Source organism: Microcoleus sp. bin38.metabat.b11b12b14.051 (assembly GCF_013299165.1).
GTDB lineage: Bacteria > Cyanobacteriota > Cyanobacteriia > Cyanobacteriales > Microcoleaceae > Microcoleus.
Window position 1 is genome coordinate 1 of record NZ_JAAFKD010000027.1, and the last position, 17,518, is coordinate 17,518.

General features: G+C 45.8%; 13 protein-coding genes and 1 CRISPR repeat array (1 of these 14 cut by a window edge). Of the genes, 6 read left to right on the plus strand and 7 right to left on the minus strand.

The window, feature by feature from the left end; genetic code table 11:
* The 3 genes from QZW47_RS23185 to QZW47_RS23195 form a co-directional block, all read left to right on the plus strand.
* Positions 1 to 738: hypothetical protein (locus QZW47_RS23185; protein ID WP_293132155.1), on the plus strand; the 738-nt coding region annotated here is incomplete at its 5' end.
* 153 nt (positions 739 to 891) lie between these two features.
* The gene (locus QZW47_RS23190) at positions 892 to 1,704 is read left to right on the plus strand and encodes a dihydrofolate reductase family protein (protein WP_293132158.1); all 813 of its coding nucleotides are present in this window, start codon (positions 892 to 894) and stop codon (positions 1,702 to 1,704) included.
* Positions 1,705 to 2,210: 506 nt separating this feature from the next.
* Positions 2,211 to 3,401, plus strand: a complete 1,191-nt coding sequence (locus tag QZW47_RS23195) for a GNAT family N-acetyltransferase (RefSeq protein WP_293132161.1) — start codon at positions 2,211 to 2,213, stop codon at positions 3,399 to 3,401.
* A 358-nt stretch (positions 3,402 to 3,759) separates the two neighbouring features.
* On the opposite strand, the gene QZW47_RS23200 is transcribed toward QZW47_RS23195, so the two are convergent.
* Both QZW47_RS23200 and QZW47_RS23205 read right to left on the minus strand, forming a co-directional pair.
* Entirely contained in the window at positions 3,760 to 4,338 is a 579-nt protein-coding gene (locus QZW47_RS23200) for a hypothetical protein (protein ID WP_293132164.1), read from the minus strand.
* Between the two features lie 302 nt (positions 4,339 to 4,640).
* Positions 4,641 to 6,005 carry an ATP-binding protein gene (locus QZW47_RS23205; RefSeq protein WP_293132167.1) on the minus strand — a complete coding sequence of 455 codons (1,365 nt, stop codon included), beginning with the start codon at positions 6,003 to 6,005 and terminating at the stop codon, positions 4,641 to 4,643.
* A 1,009-nt stretch (positions 6,006 to 7,014) separates the two neighbouring features.
* On the opposite strand from QZW47_RS23205, the gene ftsH4 reads away from it, so the two are divergent.
* Positions 7,015 to 8,889 carry an ATP-dependent zinc metalloprotease FtsH4 gene (ftsH4, locus tag QZW47_RS23210; RefSeq protein WP_293132170.1) on the plus strand — a complete coding sequence of 625 codons (1,875 nt, stop codon included), beginning with the start codon at positions 7,015 to 7,017 and terminating at the stop codon, positions 8,887 to 8,889.
* A gap of 453 nt (positions 8,890 to 9,342) precedes the next feature.
* Here ftsH4 and QZW47_RS23215 read toward each other — a convergent pair whose 3' ends face one another.
* Together QZW47_RS23215 and QZW47_RS23220 are read right to left on the minus strand one after the other, a co-directional pair.
* Positions 9,343 to 9,786, minus strand: a complete 444-nt coding sequence (locus tag QZW47_RS23215; protein WP_293132173.1) for a hypothetical protein — start codon at positions 9,784 to 9,786, stop codon at positions 9,343 to 9,345.
* Positions 9,767 to 10,243 carry a type II toxin-antitoxin system antitoxin SocA domain-containing protein gene (locus QZW47_RS23220; protein WP_293132176.1) on the minus strand — a complete coding sequence of 159 codons (477 nt, stop codon included), beginning with the start codon at positions 10,241 to 10,243 and terminating at the stop codon, positions 9,767 to 9,769. Before QZW47_RS23220 ends, QZW47_RS23215 begins: the two co-directional genes overlap by 20 nt.
* A 93-nt stretch (positions 10,244 to 10,336) precedes the next feature.
* Here QZW47_RS23220 and QZW47_RS23225 point away from each other — a divergent pair, with 93 nt between their 5' ends.
* Together QZW47_RS23225 and QZW47_RS23230 are read left to right on the plus strand one after the other, a co-directional pair.
* Positions 10,337 to 10,558: a DUF2281 domain-containing protein gene (locus tag QZW47_RS23225; RefSeq protein WP_293132179.1), complete on the plus strand. Its 222-nt coding sequence runs from the start codon at positions 10,337 to 10,339 to the stop codon at positions 10,556 to 10,558.
* Position 10,559: 1 nt separating this feature from the next.
* On the plus strand, positions 10,560 to 10,940 hold the full coding sequence (locus QZW47_RS23230; RefSeq protein ID WP_293132183.1) for a type II toxin-antitoxin system VapC family toxin: 381 nt from the start codon (positions 10,560 to 10,562) through the stop codon (positions 10,938 to 10,940).
* Positions 10,941 to 11,050: 110 nt separating this feature from the next.
* Here QZW47_RS23230 and QZW47_RS23235 read toward each other — a convergent pair whose 3' ends face one another.
* The 3 genes from QZW47_RS23235 to hemE all read right to left on the minus strand — a co-directional run bounded on the left by QZW47_RS23235 (position 11,051) and on the right by hemE (position 15,716).
* Positions 11,051 to 12,649: a B12-binding domain-containing radical SAM protein gene (locus QZW47_RS23235; protein WP_293132186.1), complete on the minus strand. Its 1,599-nt coding sequence runs from the start codon at positions 12,647 to 12,649 to the stop codon at positions 11,051 to 11,053.
* Between the two features lie 395 nt (positions 12,650 to 13,044).
* Positions 13,045 to 14,010, minus strand: coding sequence for an NAD(P)-dependent oxidoreductase (locus QZW47_RS23240; protein ID WP_293132189.1), 966 nt, complete (start codon positions 14,008 to 14,010; stop codon positions 13,045 to 13,047).
* 641 nt (positions 14,011 to 14,651) lie between these two features.
* Positions 14,652 to 15,716, minus strand: a complete 1,065-nt coding sequence (gene hemE, locus QZW47_RS23245) for a uroporphyrinogen decarboxylase (protein WP_293132191.1) — start codon at positions 15,714 to 15,716, stop codon at positions 14,652 to 14,654.
* Positions 15,717 to 16,128: 412 nt separating this feature from the next.
* Positions 16,129 to 17,518: a CRISPR direct-repeat array (repeat unit 36 nt; unit sequence CTCCCCACTCGCTGGGGAAACTAATTGAATGGAAAC) (it continues 317 nt past the right edge of the window).

Below are 17,518 nucleotides of genomic sequence, written 5' to 3' on the forward strand. Positions count from 1 at the left end.
TTGGAAAAAACCCGGTTTCTGGGCCCCCGCCACCCAGCAAAGAAACCGGGTTTTTGCCCGAATCTGTGGGTTGTAGGGAAGTATTTTGGAAAAAACCCGGTTTCTGGCACACCGCGATCGACTTTTGGACAAATGTGCGATCGACTTTTGGGAAACGGGCGATCGGGCGATCGAAAAACAGTGTCAAATAAGGATAAACTCAAAATAATTATGAGAGTTATTGAAATTACCGAAGCGATCGATCCGCTCGCAGAATATGCAAATAGTCAAGAGCCAATTATGTTGACTCGCAACGGACAAATCATCGCAGCCTTAATGCCATTTGCCCGCAATCCAGAAACAGACGAACTTCCTTCTAATGTGCAGGAAGCGATCGAGCAACTATCCTTATCCGAAGAAAGTGCGAGCGCCCGTTCCCGCCAACAAACAGAATTAGCAACAACCTTTTACCAGTTAGTCGAACAATGGAAAACCGAAACTCGCGGCATTTCATCCACCGAACAACTGTCATTGCATCCAGCCTATCAGCAAATTATTGGCATGGGGCCCGATGTAATTCCGTTATTGTTGCGAGAAATTGAAAAAAAATCCGGTCGCTGGTTTTGGGCGCTCAAAGCAATTAGTCGTGAAGAACCAGTAACGCCGGAACAGCAGGGAAAAACAAAAGAAACGATTGCAGCTTGGTTAAATTGGGGCAGAGAGAAAGGTTACAAATGGACAGAATATGTCGCTAATTAAAAAATACGAATCTTCAACCCACGGAGGTGGGTTTCGTTTGTGTAGACGCGGTTTCAACCGCCGTCTCTTCTGGGTTTTTACCTAATCTGTGCGCGAAAACGAAGGATTATCGAAAAAACCCGGTTTCTGACAACTGAAAAGTTTGATAAATTAATGACAGATCAGATCGATCGACCTTATGCCACAGTCATACTCGCGATCAGTGCCGATGGTAAGATTGCAGATAAAGTGCGATCGCCCGCGAGATTCGGTTCAGCTAACGACAAAGCCCACCTCGAACAACAAGTCGCAGCAAACGATGCTGTTTTGTTCGGCAACGGCACTTTACAAGCCTATGGAACGACGATGCGAGTGATTTCGCCGGATTTGCTCAAACAGCGGGAACTCGCCGGGAAGCCACCACAACCCGTGCAAATTGTGTGTTCGCGATCGCGCCAATTTGACCCAAACTTGCGATTTTTCCAGCAACCGGTGCCGCGATGGCTGTTGACTGCGAAGCCTGGAAAAGATGAGAAAATTGTCAAGTTTCAATCTCATGATTTGCCGACTCCGACTGGAGAAACCGGGTTTTTTCCTGAATCTATCGGTTGTGATGCGTCTTTTCTGGAAAAAAACCCGGTTTGTGGGCCTTCATGCGTCAGTCCTAAGTTCGATCGCACTATCTATGCTAAAACCACGGATGGAGAGATTGATTGGATTGATGCGTTTCAACAGTTAGCCAGCTTGGGTATCCAACGGTTGGCGATTTTGGGCGGGGGAACACTGGTAGCGTCTGTGCTGGCTGCGGGCTTGATAGACGAACTTTGGCTGACGGTGTGCCCGTTAATTTTGGGCGGGGTGGATGCGCCAACTCCGGTTGAGGGAGAGGGTTTTTTGGCGGATTTGGCTCCGAAATTGGAACTTTTGGCGGTTAAACAGGTGGGACAAGAGGTGTTTTTGCATTATAAGGTCGATCGGGCTAACTGAAGCTCAAACGTACTCCGAGACTAGGGTTTGACGATTAAGCCCTCCGATCCCCCCTAGCCCACAAGAGGCGCTCAAAGTCCCCCTTCTTAAGGGAGATTTAGGGGGATCTGGCCTAGGATAAAAGCGAGATTTGTCTGGTTTCAAGGTTCAGTTGACACCAATTGCCCTTCAGCTTTCCTAGCGATAGAATAATTGTATTAAATTGTGCCACAGGTGAGGGAAGAGAAGAGTTTTTAACCGCAGAGGGCGCAGAGGGCGCAGAGGGAAGAGTGTTGGGAGGGTTTTGGATCGTGCGCCTCATCCTGTCGTAAAAAATCCTCTCATCCCTCCCCTCTCTGCGCCAAGAGCGCTCTCTGCGGTAAAATCCTCTTAATCTCTATTTCACGTCCTTGTAATCCACCCCATAACTCGTATCTCTTCCAGTCAAAGTCTCCAAAGTTTGTCTCGTTTTACTCGGAGTGTATTAACTTAAATGAAGTTCGATCGCTCTACGCACAAATCTCCCTATGCTGAAACAGCCAAAGACTCAACAATATTCTGTAGCCTGGATTAGCAAACTAGCAGACATCCCGCAAGCCTCCTGGGATGCCTTGGCGATGCCGCTAAAAACTCCTTTTATGGAATGGGATTGGCTAAACAATCTTGAAATCTCGGGTAGCGCGTCAGGTAAAACTGGTTGGCTACCGCATCACTTGACTGTGTGGCGCGATAAACAGTTGATTGCTTGCGCGCCACTTTATGTCAAAAGCCACAGCTACGGCGAATTTGTGTTTGACAATCAATGGGCAGATTTAGCTCAGCGTTTGGGTATAGAATATTATCCGAAGTTGATGGGAATGACTCCGTTTACTCCTGCTGAAGGCTATCGGTTTTTGATTGCACCGGGGGAAGATGAGGATGAGTTAACGGGAGTTATGGTAAGTGCGATCGACCATTTTTGCGATCGCCACAACATCTCTGGTTGCAATTTCCTGTATGTCGATCCAGAATGGCGGCAGCGCATGGAAAACCACGGTTTTAGCGCTTGGCTGCACCACAGCTATGTCTGGCAAAATCAAGATTATCAAAATTTTGACGGTTATTTAGGCGCTTTTAATGCTAATCAGCGCCGCAATATTAAGCGCGAACGCAAGGCTGTTGATAAAGCCGGTTTGTTGCTCAAAACGCTGACTGGTGATGAAATTCCCCAACCGATGTTTGGTCAAATGTATGCTTTTTATGAGAATACTTGCGATAAGTTTGGTTGGTGGGGTAGCAAGTATCTGACTAAGCAGTTTTTTGAACAGTTGCATGACAATTATCGCGATCGCGTTTTGTTTGTTGCCGCCTACGATAAGGAAGATGACAGACAGCCTGTGGGTATGTCTTTTTGTTTGTATAAGGGCGATCGACTTTACGGACGTTATTGGGGCAGTTTGCAGGAAATTGACTGTTTGCACTTCGATGCTTGTTATTATACGCCGATCCAATGGGCGATCGATCGTGGCATCAAAACTTTCGATCCGGGTGCGGGCGGGCGGCACAAAAAACGGCGCGGTTTTCCAGCAATGCCTAACTACAGTTTGCACAGATTTTACAACAATCGTCTGTCGCAAATTCTTAAGTCTTATATCGGTCAAATCAATGAAAGGGAACAGGAGGAAATTGATTTAGTTAATCAGGCTTTGCCTTTTTCTCAGGATGATGCTTCGGATTAGTCCGTGTTTGTAGTGAGGACTTCAGTCCTTTCTTGATGGAGGAAGAAGGACTGAAGTCCTCACTACGAACCTGTCCATGTTTGTAGTGAGGACTTCAGTCCTTTCTTGACGGAGGAAGAAGGACTGAACTCCTCACTACGAACCTGTGTTTGTAGTGAGGAGTTTAGTCTTTTATTGACGGAGGAAGAAGGACTGAAGTCCTCACTACGAACCTGTTTTTGTAGTGAGGGCTTTAGTCCTTTCTTGATGGATGAAGAAGGACTGAAGTCCTCACTACGAACCTGTTTTTGTAGTGAGGGCTTTAGTCCTTTCTTGATGGATGAAGAAGGACTGAAGTCCTCACTACGAACCTTATGATTTAATTCAAGAATACTCGCCCGTCTTCTTGGATTTCTAGCGATTTTGTATCGGCGCCCAAATCAGTTGTCGCGCCGAAACTGACTTGCAACATTCCTGGTGTTGCGGTGGCTTGTGTGCGAACTAGCAACAATCCGCCGTCTGGACGCTGGTAGGTGAGGGTAATTGGCACTTTGATGTTTTTGAGCACCATTTCCGATTGTTCGCCTAGAGTGCGCGGTGGAGTCACGCCAACGACTTGATAATTGATGACTGCATTGGTGCTATTCACCAGTTTAATTACTACCGTGCCTTCTGCTGGCGTCACTCGCCCACTTGGCATCGGGAAGCGGGGAGGCGCGTCTGTTGTCGGTTTTTCTGTTGTTGGTTTTGAGGGCATCCCGCTGGGGCTGGGACTGACGGTGGGACTCGGTTCGCCCACGGGCTTTCCAGCGGGCATGGTTTCGGGTTGGGAAACGGGTTTTCCTTGTTGGGGCGGGGGGCCGCCGGCTTGGGAAAGTGTCGCGAGAGTGACGAGTAAACCCCCGCAGGTGGCTGCTAGCAAGCTGATTTTTTTGAACGGTAGATTGTGGCGAAACATAAAATAACTCCTCACAAGTTCGATCGAGATTTTCTAACAAATAGCATGGTAATCTATGGCGGAAATGAATTTAAATAGCTGAGTTTGGGCGCAAGGTTGAAAGAATCAGGGTTTGAGGGATAGATTTTTTTTATTAACCGCAGAGGGCGCAGAGGGCGCAGAGGAAGAAGGGAAGCGAGAAATTTTAGAGGCTGATTGATGTCATTGCGAGGTACGAAGCAATCGCAGGATCTGTTTTTCATCGTTTCTACCTAAGTCCTGTTTTTTTATTAACCGGAAAGAAAAAGAGAAAGAGACGAATGTTAGAGGCGAATTTCTGCTGATTTGTGGGCGGGAAGGGTGACGGTAACAGCGGTTCCCCGATCGACTTGGCTGTCAATTCGGATTTGGCCACGGTGGTTTTCGACGATGGCTTTGGCTATGGCTAATCCTAAACCGGAACCGGCGGCGCTGCGGTGGGTGCGGGCGGGATCGGCGCGGTAAAATCGATCGAACAAATTTGGTAATGCTTCTGCGGCAATCCCAATACCGGTGTCTGTTACTTTGATTTGCAGGGCTGGATTTAAGATCGCTGAATTTCTTTTGTTTTTAGCTGCAAGCTGCAATTCTACTTGAATTTCGCCACCCGATGGCGTGTACTGCACGGCGTTGCTGACAAGATTGGTAAACAGTCGCGCTAGTTGATCCCAGTCGCCCAAAACGGTAAAGTTATTTTCAGCGTCGGACGAATCGACGATTTCCAAAGCAAGAGAGAGATTTTGGGTAAGCGCGATCGCCTGTTGTTCTTCAATTACTTCCATCAACAAAGCATCGAGTGGCACATCAACCCACTGCTGCTGCACGATTCCGCTGTCTTGTCTGGCTAAAAACAGCAAATCGTCAACCAACCGCCCCAAACGGCGCGTCAGGCGTTCGATAACCTGTAGCTGTTGGTGTTGCTGCGGTTCGATATCCGGTTCCGCTAAAGCGACTTGCACGTTTGTTTGAATAGTGGCGATCGGATTTCTGAGTTCATGGGAAGCATCCGCGGTAAACTGTTTGAGGCGACTATAGGATTCTCGCACAGGTGCGATCGCCAATCCCGACAGCAACCAACCAATCGCCGCCACGCAAATTAAAGTTAAACTCGCACCCAGTATCAAATCTAAAATTAATTGGCGAATCGGTTTTGTCACTTCAAACCAGGGATGACTGACTCGCAAATATCCCAAAACTTGGCGGCCGATTTCCACTCGCTGCGTCACTTGTCTGACAGAATAGTTTTGATCTGACTGCAACTTATTTTTAATTACCCAAACTGTTTCGCCGGTGCGGTTAGCGTGAATCGGAATATTCAGCGGTTCCGACAAAGTAGACCACAGCAACTCACCCGTAGGACTAAACCATTCTAGATCGATGTGGTCGTCTTCTACGGCATCGCTGCTATCTCTAAAACTGGCTTGAATATTAACTTGCGATTTAGTTTTAGTTCCAGGTTTAGCGGAAGTTAGCGGTTCGATGACGAGAGTTCGCTCAACTATTTCGACAACGTGATTGAGAGTGTCGTCAATGCGATCGATCAATGTATTGCGAACGTAAAAGTAGAAACCCGTGGCAAATACCAGTAACAACACGGCGGTAACAGCAGTGTACCAAATAGCAAGGCGGCGGCGAGTAGTTTGAAACATGGGGAATTTGGTAATTGGTAATTGGTAATTGGTAATATCATGTGCTGTAAACTACCCGCGATCAAAAAGGTTCGTAGTGAGGACTTTAGTCCTTCTAATAGATGCGGACTAAAGTCCTCACTACAAACCAAATTTCAGGTGAGGACTTTAGTCCTTCTAATAGATGCGGACTAAAGTCCTCACTACAAACCAAATTTCAGGTGAGGACTTTAGTCCTTCTCTTCTATATAGATGCGGACTAAAGTCCTCACTACAAACCAAATTTCAGGTGAGGACTTTAGTCCTTCTCTTCTATATAGATGCGGACTAAAGTCCTCACTACAAACCAAATTTCAGGTGAGGACTTTAGTCCTTCTCTTCTATATAGATGCGGACTAAAGTCCTCACTACAAACCAAATTTCAGGTGAGGACTTTAGTCCTTCTATATAGATGCGGACTAAAGTCCTCACTACAAACCAAATTCCATGCTTGATACTTCAGATAGATGTAGAGCTAGCTGTTAGCCTGCTACGCTACTGGCTAAACTTTTTAGGTGAACGCCTGTGAACAGATTTTTATTCCGATTCGCGATCGGCTTATTAATGGCATCTTTGGGGACAATCACCTATTTTACCAGCAACCACCTATGAGTCATCCCCTAAAATAAAAACAAGATAGTCATTTCGAGCAACCAAACAATCGTATAATCTATTTTTATGCTATTTTATCGCCACGGCATATTCAGTCAATAATCTAGAAATAAATATGATATTTTTCCTGTCAATAATAAGCATCATCACAAATTACCACAGAATAACCATTAGCTGACCAACTATTAACGACTATAACACTATTCTCTTATTCCCTTCCTTCGTGTCCTTCGCGTCTTCGCGGTTCGTTTTCGATCGCAAATCCATGCAACCCAGCTAACCGAACAAATCGAGTGAGGAAATCCGATTGACAGTAATCGGTATTTAATGACAAAATAAATGAATAAAAGTAGTTTAAATTAAAGGAAGACCGTTATCAATGGCAATTAAAGACCAGCCCCAACCACCTCGTTTTAGACAAATTAGCAGTATTTTGTTATTGCTATCAAGTTTGTTTTTGCTAGCCAACATCTTTTTGCCCAATGTATTCGGGCCGCAAATTCCCCAAGTACCTTACAGTTTGTTTGTCCACCAAGTTCAAGAACAGGATGTAGTTCGAGCTTCCGTCGGTCAAAATGAAATTCGTTATCAACTCAAAGGTGAAGGCGACAAACTTGGCCAAGTGCTTTCAACTACGCCGATTTTTGACCTGGAATTGCCTAAACTTTTAGAAGAAAAAGGCGTTGAGTTTGCGGCAACTCCTCCGTCAAAAAATGGCTGGATCGGTAGTGTTTTAAGCTGGGTGATTCCGCCACTGATTTTTGTAGCGATTTTTCAATTTTTCATGAACCGCAACGGTGGCGGGCCACAGGGTGCGCTGTCGATCGGCAAAAGTAAGGCTAAGGTCTACGTCGAAGGCGAATCGGCGAAGATTACTTTTGCTGACGTAGCCGGAGTAGAAGAGGCTAAAACTGAATTAGTCGAAGTTGTGGAATTCCTGAAAACTCCCGACAAATATACCGCCATCGGCGCGCGAATTCCGAAGGGCGTGCTGTTAGTCGGGCCTCCGGGAACTGGCAAAACTTTGTTAGCAAAGGCTGTGGCTGGTGAAGCTGGCGTGCCATTTTTCAGCATCTCCGGTTCGGAGTTTGTAGAACTATTTGTCGGTGTCGGTTCTGCGAGAGTTCGAGATTTATTCGAGCAGGCGAAGAAACAGGCTCCTTGTATCATCTTTATTGATGAATTGGATGCGATCGGCAAATCTCGCAGCAGCAATGGAATGTTTGGCGGTAATGATGAACGTGAACAAACTCTCAATCAACTGTTAACTGAAATGGACGGTTTTGCTGTGGGTAATACTACGGTAATTGTGCTAGCTGCTACTAACCGCCCAGAAAGTTTGGATGCTGCTTTGTTGCGCCCGGGCCGTTTCGATCGCCAAGTTTTAGTCGATCGCCCGGATTTATCTGGCCGCGAAGCAATTTTGAACATTCACTCTCAAAAAGTCAAGTTAGGCCCAGATATTAACTTGAAGGAAGTTGCCACTCGCACCCCCGGTTTTTCGGGCGCAGATTTGGCAAATTTGGTCAATGAAGCTGCCTTGCTGGCTGCGCGCAACAAGCGCCTCGCTGTGGCGCAGGAAGACTTCTTTGAGGCATTTGAGCGCGTTGTAGCTGGCTTGGAAAAGAAGAGCCGGGTGCTCAACGAGAAAGAGAAGAAGATTGTGGCTTACCACGAAGTCGGGCACGCGATGGTGGGTGCTGTGATGGCCGGTGGTGGCGAAGTGTCGAAAATCTCGATCGTCCCGCGCGGTATGGCTGCATTGGGTTACACGTTGCAGGTTCCAACAGAAGACCGTTTCTTGTTGGATGAGTCGGAGTTGCGCGGTCAGATTGCTACACTGCTAGGAGGGCGATCGGCTGAAGAGGTAGTCTTCGGTAGCATCACTACCGGCGCCTCAAATGACCTGCAAAGAGCGACAGATTTAGCCGAAAGAATGGTCACAACCTACGGTATGAGCAAGGTTTTGGGGCCTCTAGCCTACGACAAAGGCCAGCAGGCGATGTTCCTCAACGATGGTATGGGAAATGGGCGTCGTGCTGTTAGTGCCCAAACTGCTGAGGCGATCGACAAAGAAGTCAAAGATATTGTCGAAACCGCGCACACACAAGCCTTGAATATTCTCAAGGAAAATCGAGAATTGTTAGAAACAATTACCTCGCAACTGCTGGAAACTGAGGTGATTGAAGGTAAGAAACTGCACGACTTCCTCACTCAAGTAAAGACTGTAGATCAGGTTTCGGCGGTTGTTTAACAGGGTTTAGTTAAACCGCAGATGAACGCAGATGATTTAAACTCATCTGCGTTTTTTGATATTTCATAGCTTGTTATACCAATTTAAAAAAACATTGCTACCAAAAATAAATTAGAGGTTTTTACCTGTAGGGACACGGCACTGCCGTCTCCGGCAATTTATGATAATGACATATAATTTCTATAAGCTTAATCAGTGTAGCAACAATTTGTCAAAATGGTATTAGTTTGTAGTGCGGACTTAAGTCCGCAGCCGGAGAGCGGACTTAAGTCCGCACTACAAACCATTTTTGTTATGATTCCTCCATCCATTAAATAAACACTAATTGTTATTTCTGTCAAATGAATGTGCTTAACTCTCTCGTCCGCTCGAATCGCCCAAATATTCATAAAAATCTTGACGCAATAACTTTTTTATTATATGATATTCACTTAATTTAAAATCACGATAATTTCAACTATAAAGATTGTGGTCTGGGTCTAACCAAACAATATAAAAAACATTTTCACTAAAAAAACCATGCACCCTACCGTATTCATTAGCAGATATTTGAAACTGGTAGGGAATATTTACTAGCATAGCTTCATTGGGAATTCCAAAACCATTAGGCTCAGTTGTATCTTGCCATGCTATGCCATGACAGCGCAGGCTTTTACTCTGATTGTTGATGATTTCTTGAGAATTCAATTGTGATAAATCCCGCAGCCTTCTCAATAGAGATGCTAGATATCTAGCATCTCGGCCGGCTAGTGAAAATTTATCTTTGTCATCCTGATAATACCTAAAAGAAAAACTAACTCCTTCCGGTATTTGTATGGGGACAATCTCTCTGTTGGCTGAAGATGACTGACTCCGAAGATTTGTATCTTGTCTTTTTTTATTCTTCTTCGATGACACGGGTTTTGTAGTATTCTTTCATTGATTCCTTAGAAATAATAGCATGAGAAGGTTCATCTTTTGGCAAGCTACCTCTGGCCTTAATCCAAGGGTCTTCGCGACGCACCATCAATTCCAACTCATAAGCATCGCGAAATAAATAATCACCAGATAAGTCGTCTAAAAACTCTTGTACTGCTTCGGGAAACTCTGGTTTGTTGACTTCTTTGAGAATTGGCTTAAATCCAAATTGTTCTTTGTATTCGTAAAATAAAGCCGGGATAGTCGGCCCGTGCACCCAGGCTTCAAAATCCTCATCAAACAGCGGTGTGTCTTCAAAGGCTAGATACCATGCTTGGGCATAGAACAAGAGTTTTTGTAGTTTGTGGTTGCTGAGGTAAGAGCCTACGTCATTGGCAAACCAAATGTAGTAATCTGCTAGTTTGGAGGCTGTTGTTATTGTTGTTATTGTGGTCATATAATTTTTTGAATCTATAAGTTGTGGATTCTATGATATCATAAATTATAGTATAATGAGTAAACATCGCATCCTAAAAACTCCATACAAATCATGACTATCGATCTACAGATTTTTGAAACAATCGTCAAGATGCCAGAATCCCTAAAACAAGAGATATTGCATTATGCAAAATATTTACTTGAGAAACACACAAACACTGAATCGTCTCCAGAACAACTTGAACAACCTCATGGTTATGGTAGTTGGGCTGGTCAAATCGTGATGTCTGATGATTTCGATCAACCGCTGGAAGATTTAAAGGAATATATGTAAGATGGAATTCCTTTTAGATACTCATGCTTTTTTGTGGTACTTGCTTGGTGATTTAAATCTAGGTAATAAGGCGAAAGAAGCGATTGATACTAAAACAGGTTTGTATTTTAGTATTGCCAGCCTTTGGGAAATATCTATTAAAATTAATGTTGGCAAGCTTCAACTGAATCGACAATTTGAAGACCTTCCTAAAGAATTGCAACATCTTAACGCTCAAATTCTACCAATTACATTTGAAGATACTCAGATTTATAAAGGTCTTTCTCTTCATCATCGAGATCCTTTCGATCGCATTTTAGTCGCACAGACGATAAATCATTCGCTTGTTTTGATTAGTCGAGATGAAGCTTTTGATGCTTATCCTATTCAGAGGATTTGGTGATGAATAAGGTTGTTTTTTGATCGGTAAACCTACTAGGAACAAAAAAATACCCAAAAACCTAATCTGTTAAAGAAGTTGGTATCTGGGTATTCCGGTTTAATTACCCAACTTTAAACTACTTGCACTTGTTTTTCGGCAATAGAAGCTATCAGGGCTTTTTGCTGCGCCTGTTGAGCTTCGTCAGCTAAAAACTCGGCTAATTGTTCTTCGATTTCATCCCGCACAATTTGACGGTATTCTAGGAAGTGCTCGTTGTGAGCACACACTGTTAAATAGTGATCCCAAACCGCTGGATTGCGTTTGATAATGCTGAACAAATGATGCCAGAATTTCCAGCGAGTTGAACGCTTGACTCCTTGACGCCACACTACGGTTAGTAATGCTCGCAAGTCGATCCAACTGGGGATTCTTGATGGTATATTTGCTGTAGGTGCACCCAACATCAAGAAGTGGCGGTAGGTGCGGTCTAGGTATTTCTCAGCATCGTATACGTCAGAAAATGCTTGGACATATTCCCGCGCGATGTCTTCTAGCGGCCGCGTAGGAATGAAGTTCATCAATGTAGTTTGATTCAGGTTTCCTGATTTGTCGCGCAATCTGCCTTCTTTTGCTAGTCTGTGGGACAATGCAGTGTGCGGCAAAGCTTGCAACATTCCAAAGGTTGTACTCGGAATTGCTGCTGCTTCGGCGAAGTTGACGATGCGTTGGCCTGCGCCTGCTTTTTCGCCGTCGAATCCGATGATGAATCCGGCCATGACTCGTAAACCGGATTTGGCAATCAATTCTACTGATTCGGTGAGGGAATTCCGCGTGTTTTGGAATTTTTTGGTCATTTGCAAGCTTTCTTCGTCGGGGGTTTCAATTCCCAGAAATACTGCGTTGAAATGACACTTCACCATCATGTCCATCAATTCTTGGTCTTGGGCTAAGTCGATGGATGCTTCTGTGTTGAAGTTGAAGGGGAATTTGTGTTCTATTTGCCAGACTTCTAAGTCTTTTAGCAATAGTTTGACACTGCGTTTGTTCCCGATAAAGTTGTCATCTACCATGAACACGCCGCGCCGCCAACCTAGGTTGTAGAGACAGTCTAGTTCTGCTATTAGTTGTTGGGGCTCCTTGGTGCGGGGTTTGCGACCGTAGAGGACGATGATATCGCAGAATTCGCACTGGAATGGACAACCTCGCGAAAATTGAATCGACATCGAATCGTAGCTGTCTAATTCCAGCAGGTCGAAGCGGGGAACTGGGGTTGTGGTAACATCGGGTTTTACGCCGTCCGATCGATACATTCCACTTTTTTCACCCCGCGCGATGGCTTCGACGAACATCGGTAGGGTGATTTCGCCTTCGTCGAGAATCAGGTAATCGATGCCGGCTGCTTGGGGCTCTTCGGGTACGGAAGTCGGGTAGGGGCCACCGCAGGCTACGGATTTACCGCGCCGCTTGGCTTCGCGGATGATGTCTAGCAAGTCTTCTTTTTGGACAATCATCGCAGACAGAATAACGAGCTCCGCCCATTCCCATTCTGCTTCGGTGATTTGTCGGATGTTGCGATCGACTAACTTAAATTCCCATTCTTGGGGTAGAATAGCTGCTACTGTTACCAAACCCAGCGGTGGAAGCAGCACTTTGCGATCGACTAATTCTAGGATTTTCTCGTAAGACCAGAATGTTTTCGGGAACAGGGGGTAAACTAGAAGCACTCGCATATTATGTTAAACCTCACATCAGTAAATAACTTGCGATCGGGCTGGCGTGTCTGAGAGTTCGATCGACTCTCAAGACTTAATGTTACGGCTAAAATTACGATCTTGCGCGCGATCGACTATCTGACGAGGGGCGACACCCCCTAACACGAAGATAACCGACGCAATTTAATGAATTTGCAGTTTGTTGTCAAAGCCCGCAAATGCTGATATCTTATCTTATTTGATCGCTAATTGACGGTAATGGCTTCAAAAGTGTAGGAATTAGGCAAAAAAGAATTTTGAAACAGTAGACTTGAATAGCAAGAATTAGGGACGGGCTAGAAGCCCATCCCACAATCTTTCTTCTTGTGGGATGGGCTTCTAGCCCGTCCGATTATTGGTGCGGAGTCTACGCGCTACTTTGCATTTTTATCAGGAATTCCGCTAGTTCTTAACATATCAGCAACTGTGCCGCAGTAACTCGGCAATCCGACGCTTTCGGGATTGACCAGATTTTGATAAGTAAAATGGCGGTAGCTGATGCAAAATCTATCCCAAGCAGCCATTTGAATTCGGAACAACCAAATAAAGAAATCGGCAAGCCAAGGTGACAGAGTAATCCGAAAGAATATTTTTGTATGCAAATATTTGCAAGCTTGTTCGACAACTTCATTCGCGGTAATCGCCGGATTTCCGAGTACAAAATGTCGCGTTTCTTCGGAAGCAGTCGGATGTTCAACTAAATAATTAACTACCGTGGCAATATCGGCGCTGTGGATGAAGTGAAAGCTGCCGTCTGCTTTCAGCCAGCGAATCAAACCAATCCATTTGGCGACGAGTGGTAAGCCGGATGATAGGTGAGAAACTGGTTTATCGGCGTCTCCTCCCAATACTAATGTTGGGTAAAGTGCGGTAATCGGAGGCACATTTGTCAATGTCGATAATTGCGTCATGCACTCGTATTTCGAGCGAACGTAATCTGTTCCGAGTTCTCCGGCTTCTTTGAGCAAGTTGTTATCTCTACCGAGAATACTGGCGGTTGAAAAGTAGATTACTTGTTGGCAAGTTTCGGGCGAAAGTAGTTGAATTAATTGCAGGGTTTTGCTGACGTTGACATCAAAAACTTCTTGGGTTCCTCCCCAAGCTGTGGCGGCTAAAATTGCGACATCTATTGTTTGGAGAAGTTCGGCAAATTGCTCGATGTTTTTCATGTCGCCCTGTATGATGTTGATGCCGGGGCGGGCTTTTGTGTCAAATTTTAGCTTGTCTGGGTTGCGAACTAATAGGTAGAGTTCGTGGTTTGTCTGTTGAATTAAGGTTTCGGCCATGTAGTGACCGATACAGCCACTTGCACCCGTTACAAAAATTTTTTTGGGGTTCATTTTGCCGGAGGGGAAGATGGGAGAGATGAGGGTTTTTGATGGTAGGGAAACGGCATTGCCGTGTCCTTTTTATACGGTAGGGAAACGGCATTGCCGTGTCCTCTTTTCATTTAATGTCAAACGTGGTTATAGACTGTTGTTTGGCGGTTAGGTTCTAGAACCCCCCTAACCCCCCTTGCTAAGGGGGGGACAAGAGCATTGCCGTGTCCTCTTTTCATGGTAGGGAAACGGCATTGCCGTGTCCTCTTTTCATTTAATGTCAAACGTGGTTATAGACTGTTGTTTGGCGGTTAGGTTCTAGAACCCCCCTAACCCCCCTTGCTAAGGGGGGGACAAGAGCATTGCCGTGTCCTCTTTTCATGGTAGGGAAACGGCATTGCCGTGTCCTCTTTTCATTTAATGTCAAACGTGGTTATAGACTGTTGTTTGGCGGTTAGGTTCTAGAACCCCCCTAACCCCCCTTGCTAAGGGGGGGACAAGAGCATTGCCGTGTCCTCTTTTCATGGTAGGGAAACGGCACTGCCGTGTCCTCTTTCTTTGTTACAAATATTGTGTGTTTTGTCCACAAATATTGTGGGTTGTTGGCACGGTAGGGAGACGGCATTGCCGTTTCCCTACGAATATTGCAATCGCAATCAAATTTAAGCAGTAACTGCGAGCAATTTGTCGGCTTGTTTGGCGGTTTCAAAGAAGTAACGCACGTTATCTTCGGGGGTTCCTGGTAATACGCCGTGTCCTAAGTTGAGGATGTGTCCACGCGGGCCAGCTTTGCGAATTGTATCAAGAATTCGATCGCGAATAAACGGTTGAGAACCAAACAATACGCCGGGATCGAGATTTCCTTGAACGTTCATGTTGGGGCCCAAACGTCGGCGTGCGTCGGCCATATCAACCGTCCAATCAACGCTGATGATGTCCGCGCCGGATGTTGTCATCCGTTCCAGGAGGCCCGCGCTACCTGTGACTAATAGGATTAGCGGGGTGTCAGGATGGGTTTTTTTGACTTGCTCGAATACTTGTTTTTGGTATGGTAAGGCGAAGGTGTCGTAATCCTGCGGGGAGAGTTGGCCGGCCCAGGAATCGAACATTTGCACTACTTGCGCGCCGCAGTCGATTTGATAGCGGACGTAAACTGCGATCGCATCGGCGAATTTTGAGAGCAATTGATGCAGTAAAGTTGGATCGGAAAATGCCATGTTTTTGATGATGGCATAATCCTTAGAACCTTTACCTTCAACTGCGTAGGCTGCTAGAGTCCAAGGTGCGCCGACAAAGCCGAGCACGGTGGATTTGTTGCCAACTTCCGCGCGCAGGGATTGGAGGATGGTTTTGATAAACGGTAAGCTTTCTTCGGGGTTCAGCGGTTGCAGGTTGTCGATTTGCTGCTGAGTGCGGATGGGTGCGTGGATTATCGGGCCTTTACCTTCGGCGATGTCCATGTCGATGCCCAAACCGGGCATGGGGGTGACAATATCGGAAAATAAGATTACGCCGTCGGGTTGAAACGCGCGCCACGGCTGAAGGGAAACTTCGATCGCAACTTCGGGTATTTCGGAACGTTCGCGAAAGGATGGATACTTTTCTCGCAAATCTCGATAGGCTTTCATGTAGCGACCGGCTTGGCGCATCATCCACACGGGCGGGCGGTCTAGGGTTTCGCCGCGGGCTGCCCGCAACAGTAAGGGAACTTCATTTAATGCCGACATCTTAACTTGTCTCTACCTTAGATATTTTAATGTCTTTGGTAGCTTACCATTGTGCGATCGTCCTTTTCGATCGAAAGTTGTGCGATCGGCGGTACCTGTTGTCTGTCATTGCGAGGCGCTATCTGTCATTGCGAGGCACGAAGCAATCTCCGCATCTGTTTTTCGGGGCTTCTACTTTCTGGACAGGATTAGTTGATTGGTAGAGCTTGATTTGCGATCGAACTGTGGTAGTTTGCGAGGCTGAGGGAAAAATGGCTGAGATGACGCTGTTTCGTTCTAACCCTCGCAGCATTGCTGGGTAAGGGTTTCAGCTATTTTCTCTTTGGGGTTGAAGGAGTTTTGAGGGGTAATTTGGGGGAGCCTCGCAAATGGCCTCTGGACAGGTTGCGCTGTATAGGGTGTATGATGGAGGTCTCCCCACTCGCTGGGGAAACTAATTGAATGGAAACTGAGGCTTAGGTGAAGCAGAGCCATCTGGGCTGGAATTCTCCCCACTCGCTGGGGAAACTAATTGAATGGAAACTTTTCCGCGCAGCTATAACATAATCCATTAATTAACCTCCCCACTCGCTGGGGAAACTAATTGAATGGAAACAGCACTCCAGAAACATGAAAAGTTTCTGTTCCATTTTTGTTAACTCCCCACTCGCTGGGGAAACTAATTGAATGGAAACCTGGCGCCCTACTGCCCCCGCCAGTATTCGCATTACTACTTCATAGAGGCCAGCTCCCCACTCGCTGGGGAAACTAATTGAATGGAAACGGTGTGTACAAGGAGACCGCCTTACAGGTAGGCTTGGGACTCCCCACTCGCTGGGGAAACTAATTGAATGGAAACTGCTTGGGCGGTTGGTTCGTATGCAGGTGCACTGTACTCTCCCCACTCGCTGGGGAAACTAATTGAATGGAAACTTTTCGCGGTTATCACCGCGGTTACAGTTATTAGCTCCCCACTCGCTGGGGAAACTAATTGAATGGAAACCTTTTAGTGTGGGTAGTACAGCCCGAAGTTTGGACTCCCCACTCGCTGGGGAAACTAATTGAATGGAAACTGTCTTCGTCGGTCTTAAAACCAGCCTCTAGAAGCTCCCCACTCGCTGGGGAAACTAATTGAATGGAAACCGTCATTAGTCTTCTCCGGTTAATTCTTGTGATAATGATTCCAAACTCCCCACTCGCTGGGGAAACTAATTGAATGGAAACCTGCGAAGATGCGGATCTCTACCGTACTACTGTTGGCTCCCCACTCGCTGGGGAAACTAATTGAATGGAAACCCGTGTTTACCCGGTTGATGTCGCCATGAAGGAGCTCCCCACTCGCTGGGGAAACTAATTGAATGGAAACGCAAAATGTATCAACTCAATGGAGTTATTGAGCAATTACTCCCCACTCGCTGGGGAAACTAATTGAATGGAAACACGTCAGAAAAGTGTAAAACAGTTGATGTGGAGATAGCTCCCCACTCGCTGGGGAAACTAATTGAATGGAAACGGGAAAATTTAAGACCATTGTTAGAATCTCTTTCTGAGGTGATGATCAGTTTACTCCCCACTCGCTGGGGAAACTAATTGAATGGAAACCAAATTTCAAGATTGCGGTTGTGGGTTGCAAGACTGCATTGCTCTCCCCACTCGCTGGGGAAACTAATTGAATGGAAACCCATAGAATCCACAACATTAAACATTGATACATTTTCTCCCCACTCGCTGGGGAAACTAATTGAATGGAAACCTCGTAAAACCCCGAGGAATCTGAAAAGCTTGCGCTCAAGCTCCCCACTCGCTGGGGAAACTAATTGAAT

What these genes read in the sequence shown, in the direction of transcription:
- QZW47_RS23190 (WP_293132158.1), top strand. Translation starts at nt 892, where the DNA reads ATGACAGATCAGATCGATCGACCTTATGCCACAGTCATACTCGCGATC.
- QZW47_RS23195 (WP_293132161.1), top strand. Translation starts at nt 2,211, where the DNA reads ATGCTGAAACAGCCAAAGACTCAACAATATTCTGTAGCCTGGATTAGC.
- QZW47_RS23200 (WP_293132164.1), bottom strand. Translation starts at nt 4,338, where the DNA reads ATGTTTCGCCACAATCTACCGTTCAAAAAAATCAGCTTGCTAGCAGCC.
- QZW47_RS23205 (WP_293132167.1), bottom strand. Translation starts at nt 6,005, where the DNA reads ATGTTTCAAACTACTCGCCGCCGCCTTGCTATTTGGTACACTGCTGTT.
- ftsH4 (WP_293132170.1), top strand. Translation starts at nt 7,015, where the DNA reads ATGGCAATTAAAGACCAGCCCCAACCACCTCGTTTTAGACAAATTAGC.
- QZW47_RS23220 (WP_293132176.1), bottom strand. Translation starts at nt 10,243, where the DNA reads ATGACCACAATAACAACAATAACAACAGCCTCCAAACTAGCAGATTAC.
- QZW47_RS23225 (WP_293132179.1), top strand. Translation starts at nt 10,337, where the DNA reads ATGACTATCGATCTACAGATTTTTGAAACAATCGTCAAGATGCCAGAA.
- QZW47_RS23230 (WP_293132183.1), top strand. Translation starts at nt 10,560, where the DNA reads ATGGAATTCCTTTTAGATACTCATGCTTTTTTGTGGTACTTGCTTGGT.
- QZW47_RS23235 (WP_293132186.1), bottom strand. Translation starts at nt 12,649, where the DNA reads ATGCGAGTGCTTCTAGTTTACCCCCTGTTCCCGAAAACATTCTGGTCT.
- QZW47_RS23240 (WP_293132189.1), bottom strand. Translation starts at nt 14,010, where the DNA reads ATGAACCCCAAAAAAATTTTTGTAACGGGTGCAAGTGGCTGTATCGGT.
- hemE (WP_293132191.1), bottom strand. Translation starts at nt 15,716, where the DNA reads ATGTCGGCATTAAATGAAGTTCCCTTACTGTTGCGGGCAGCCCGCGGC.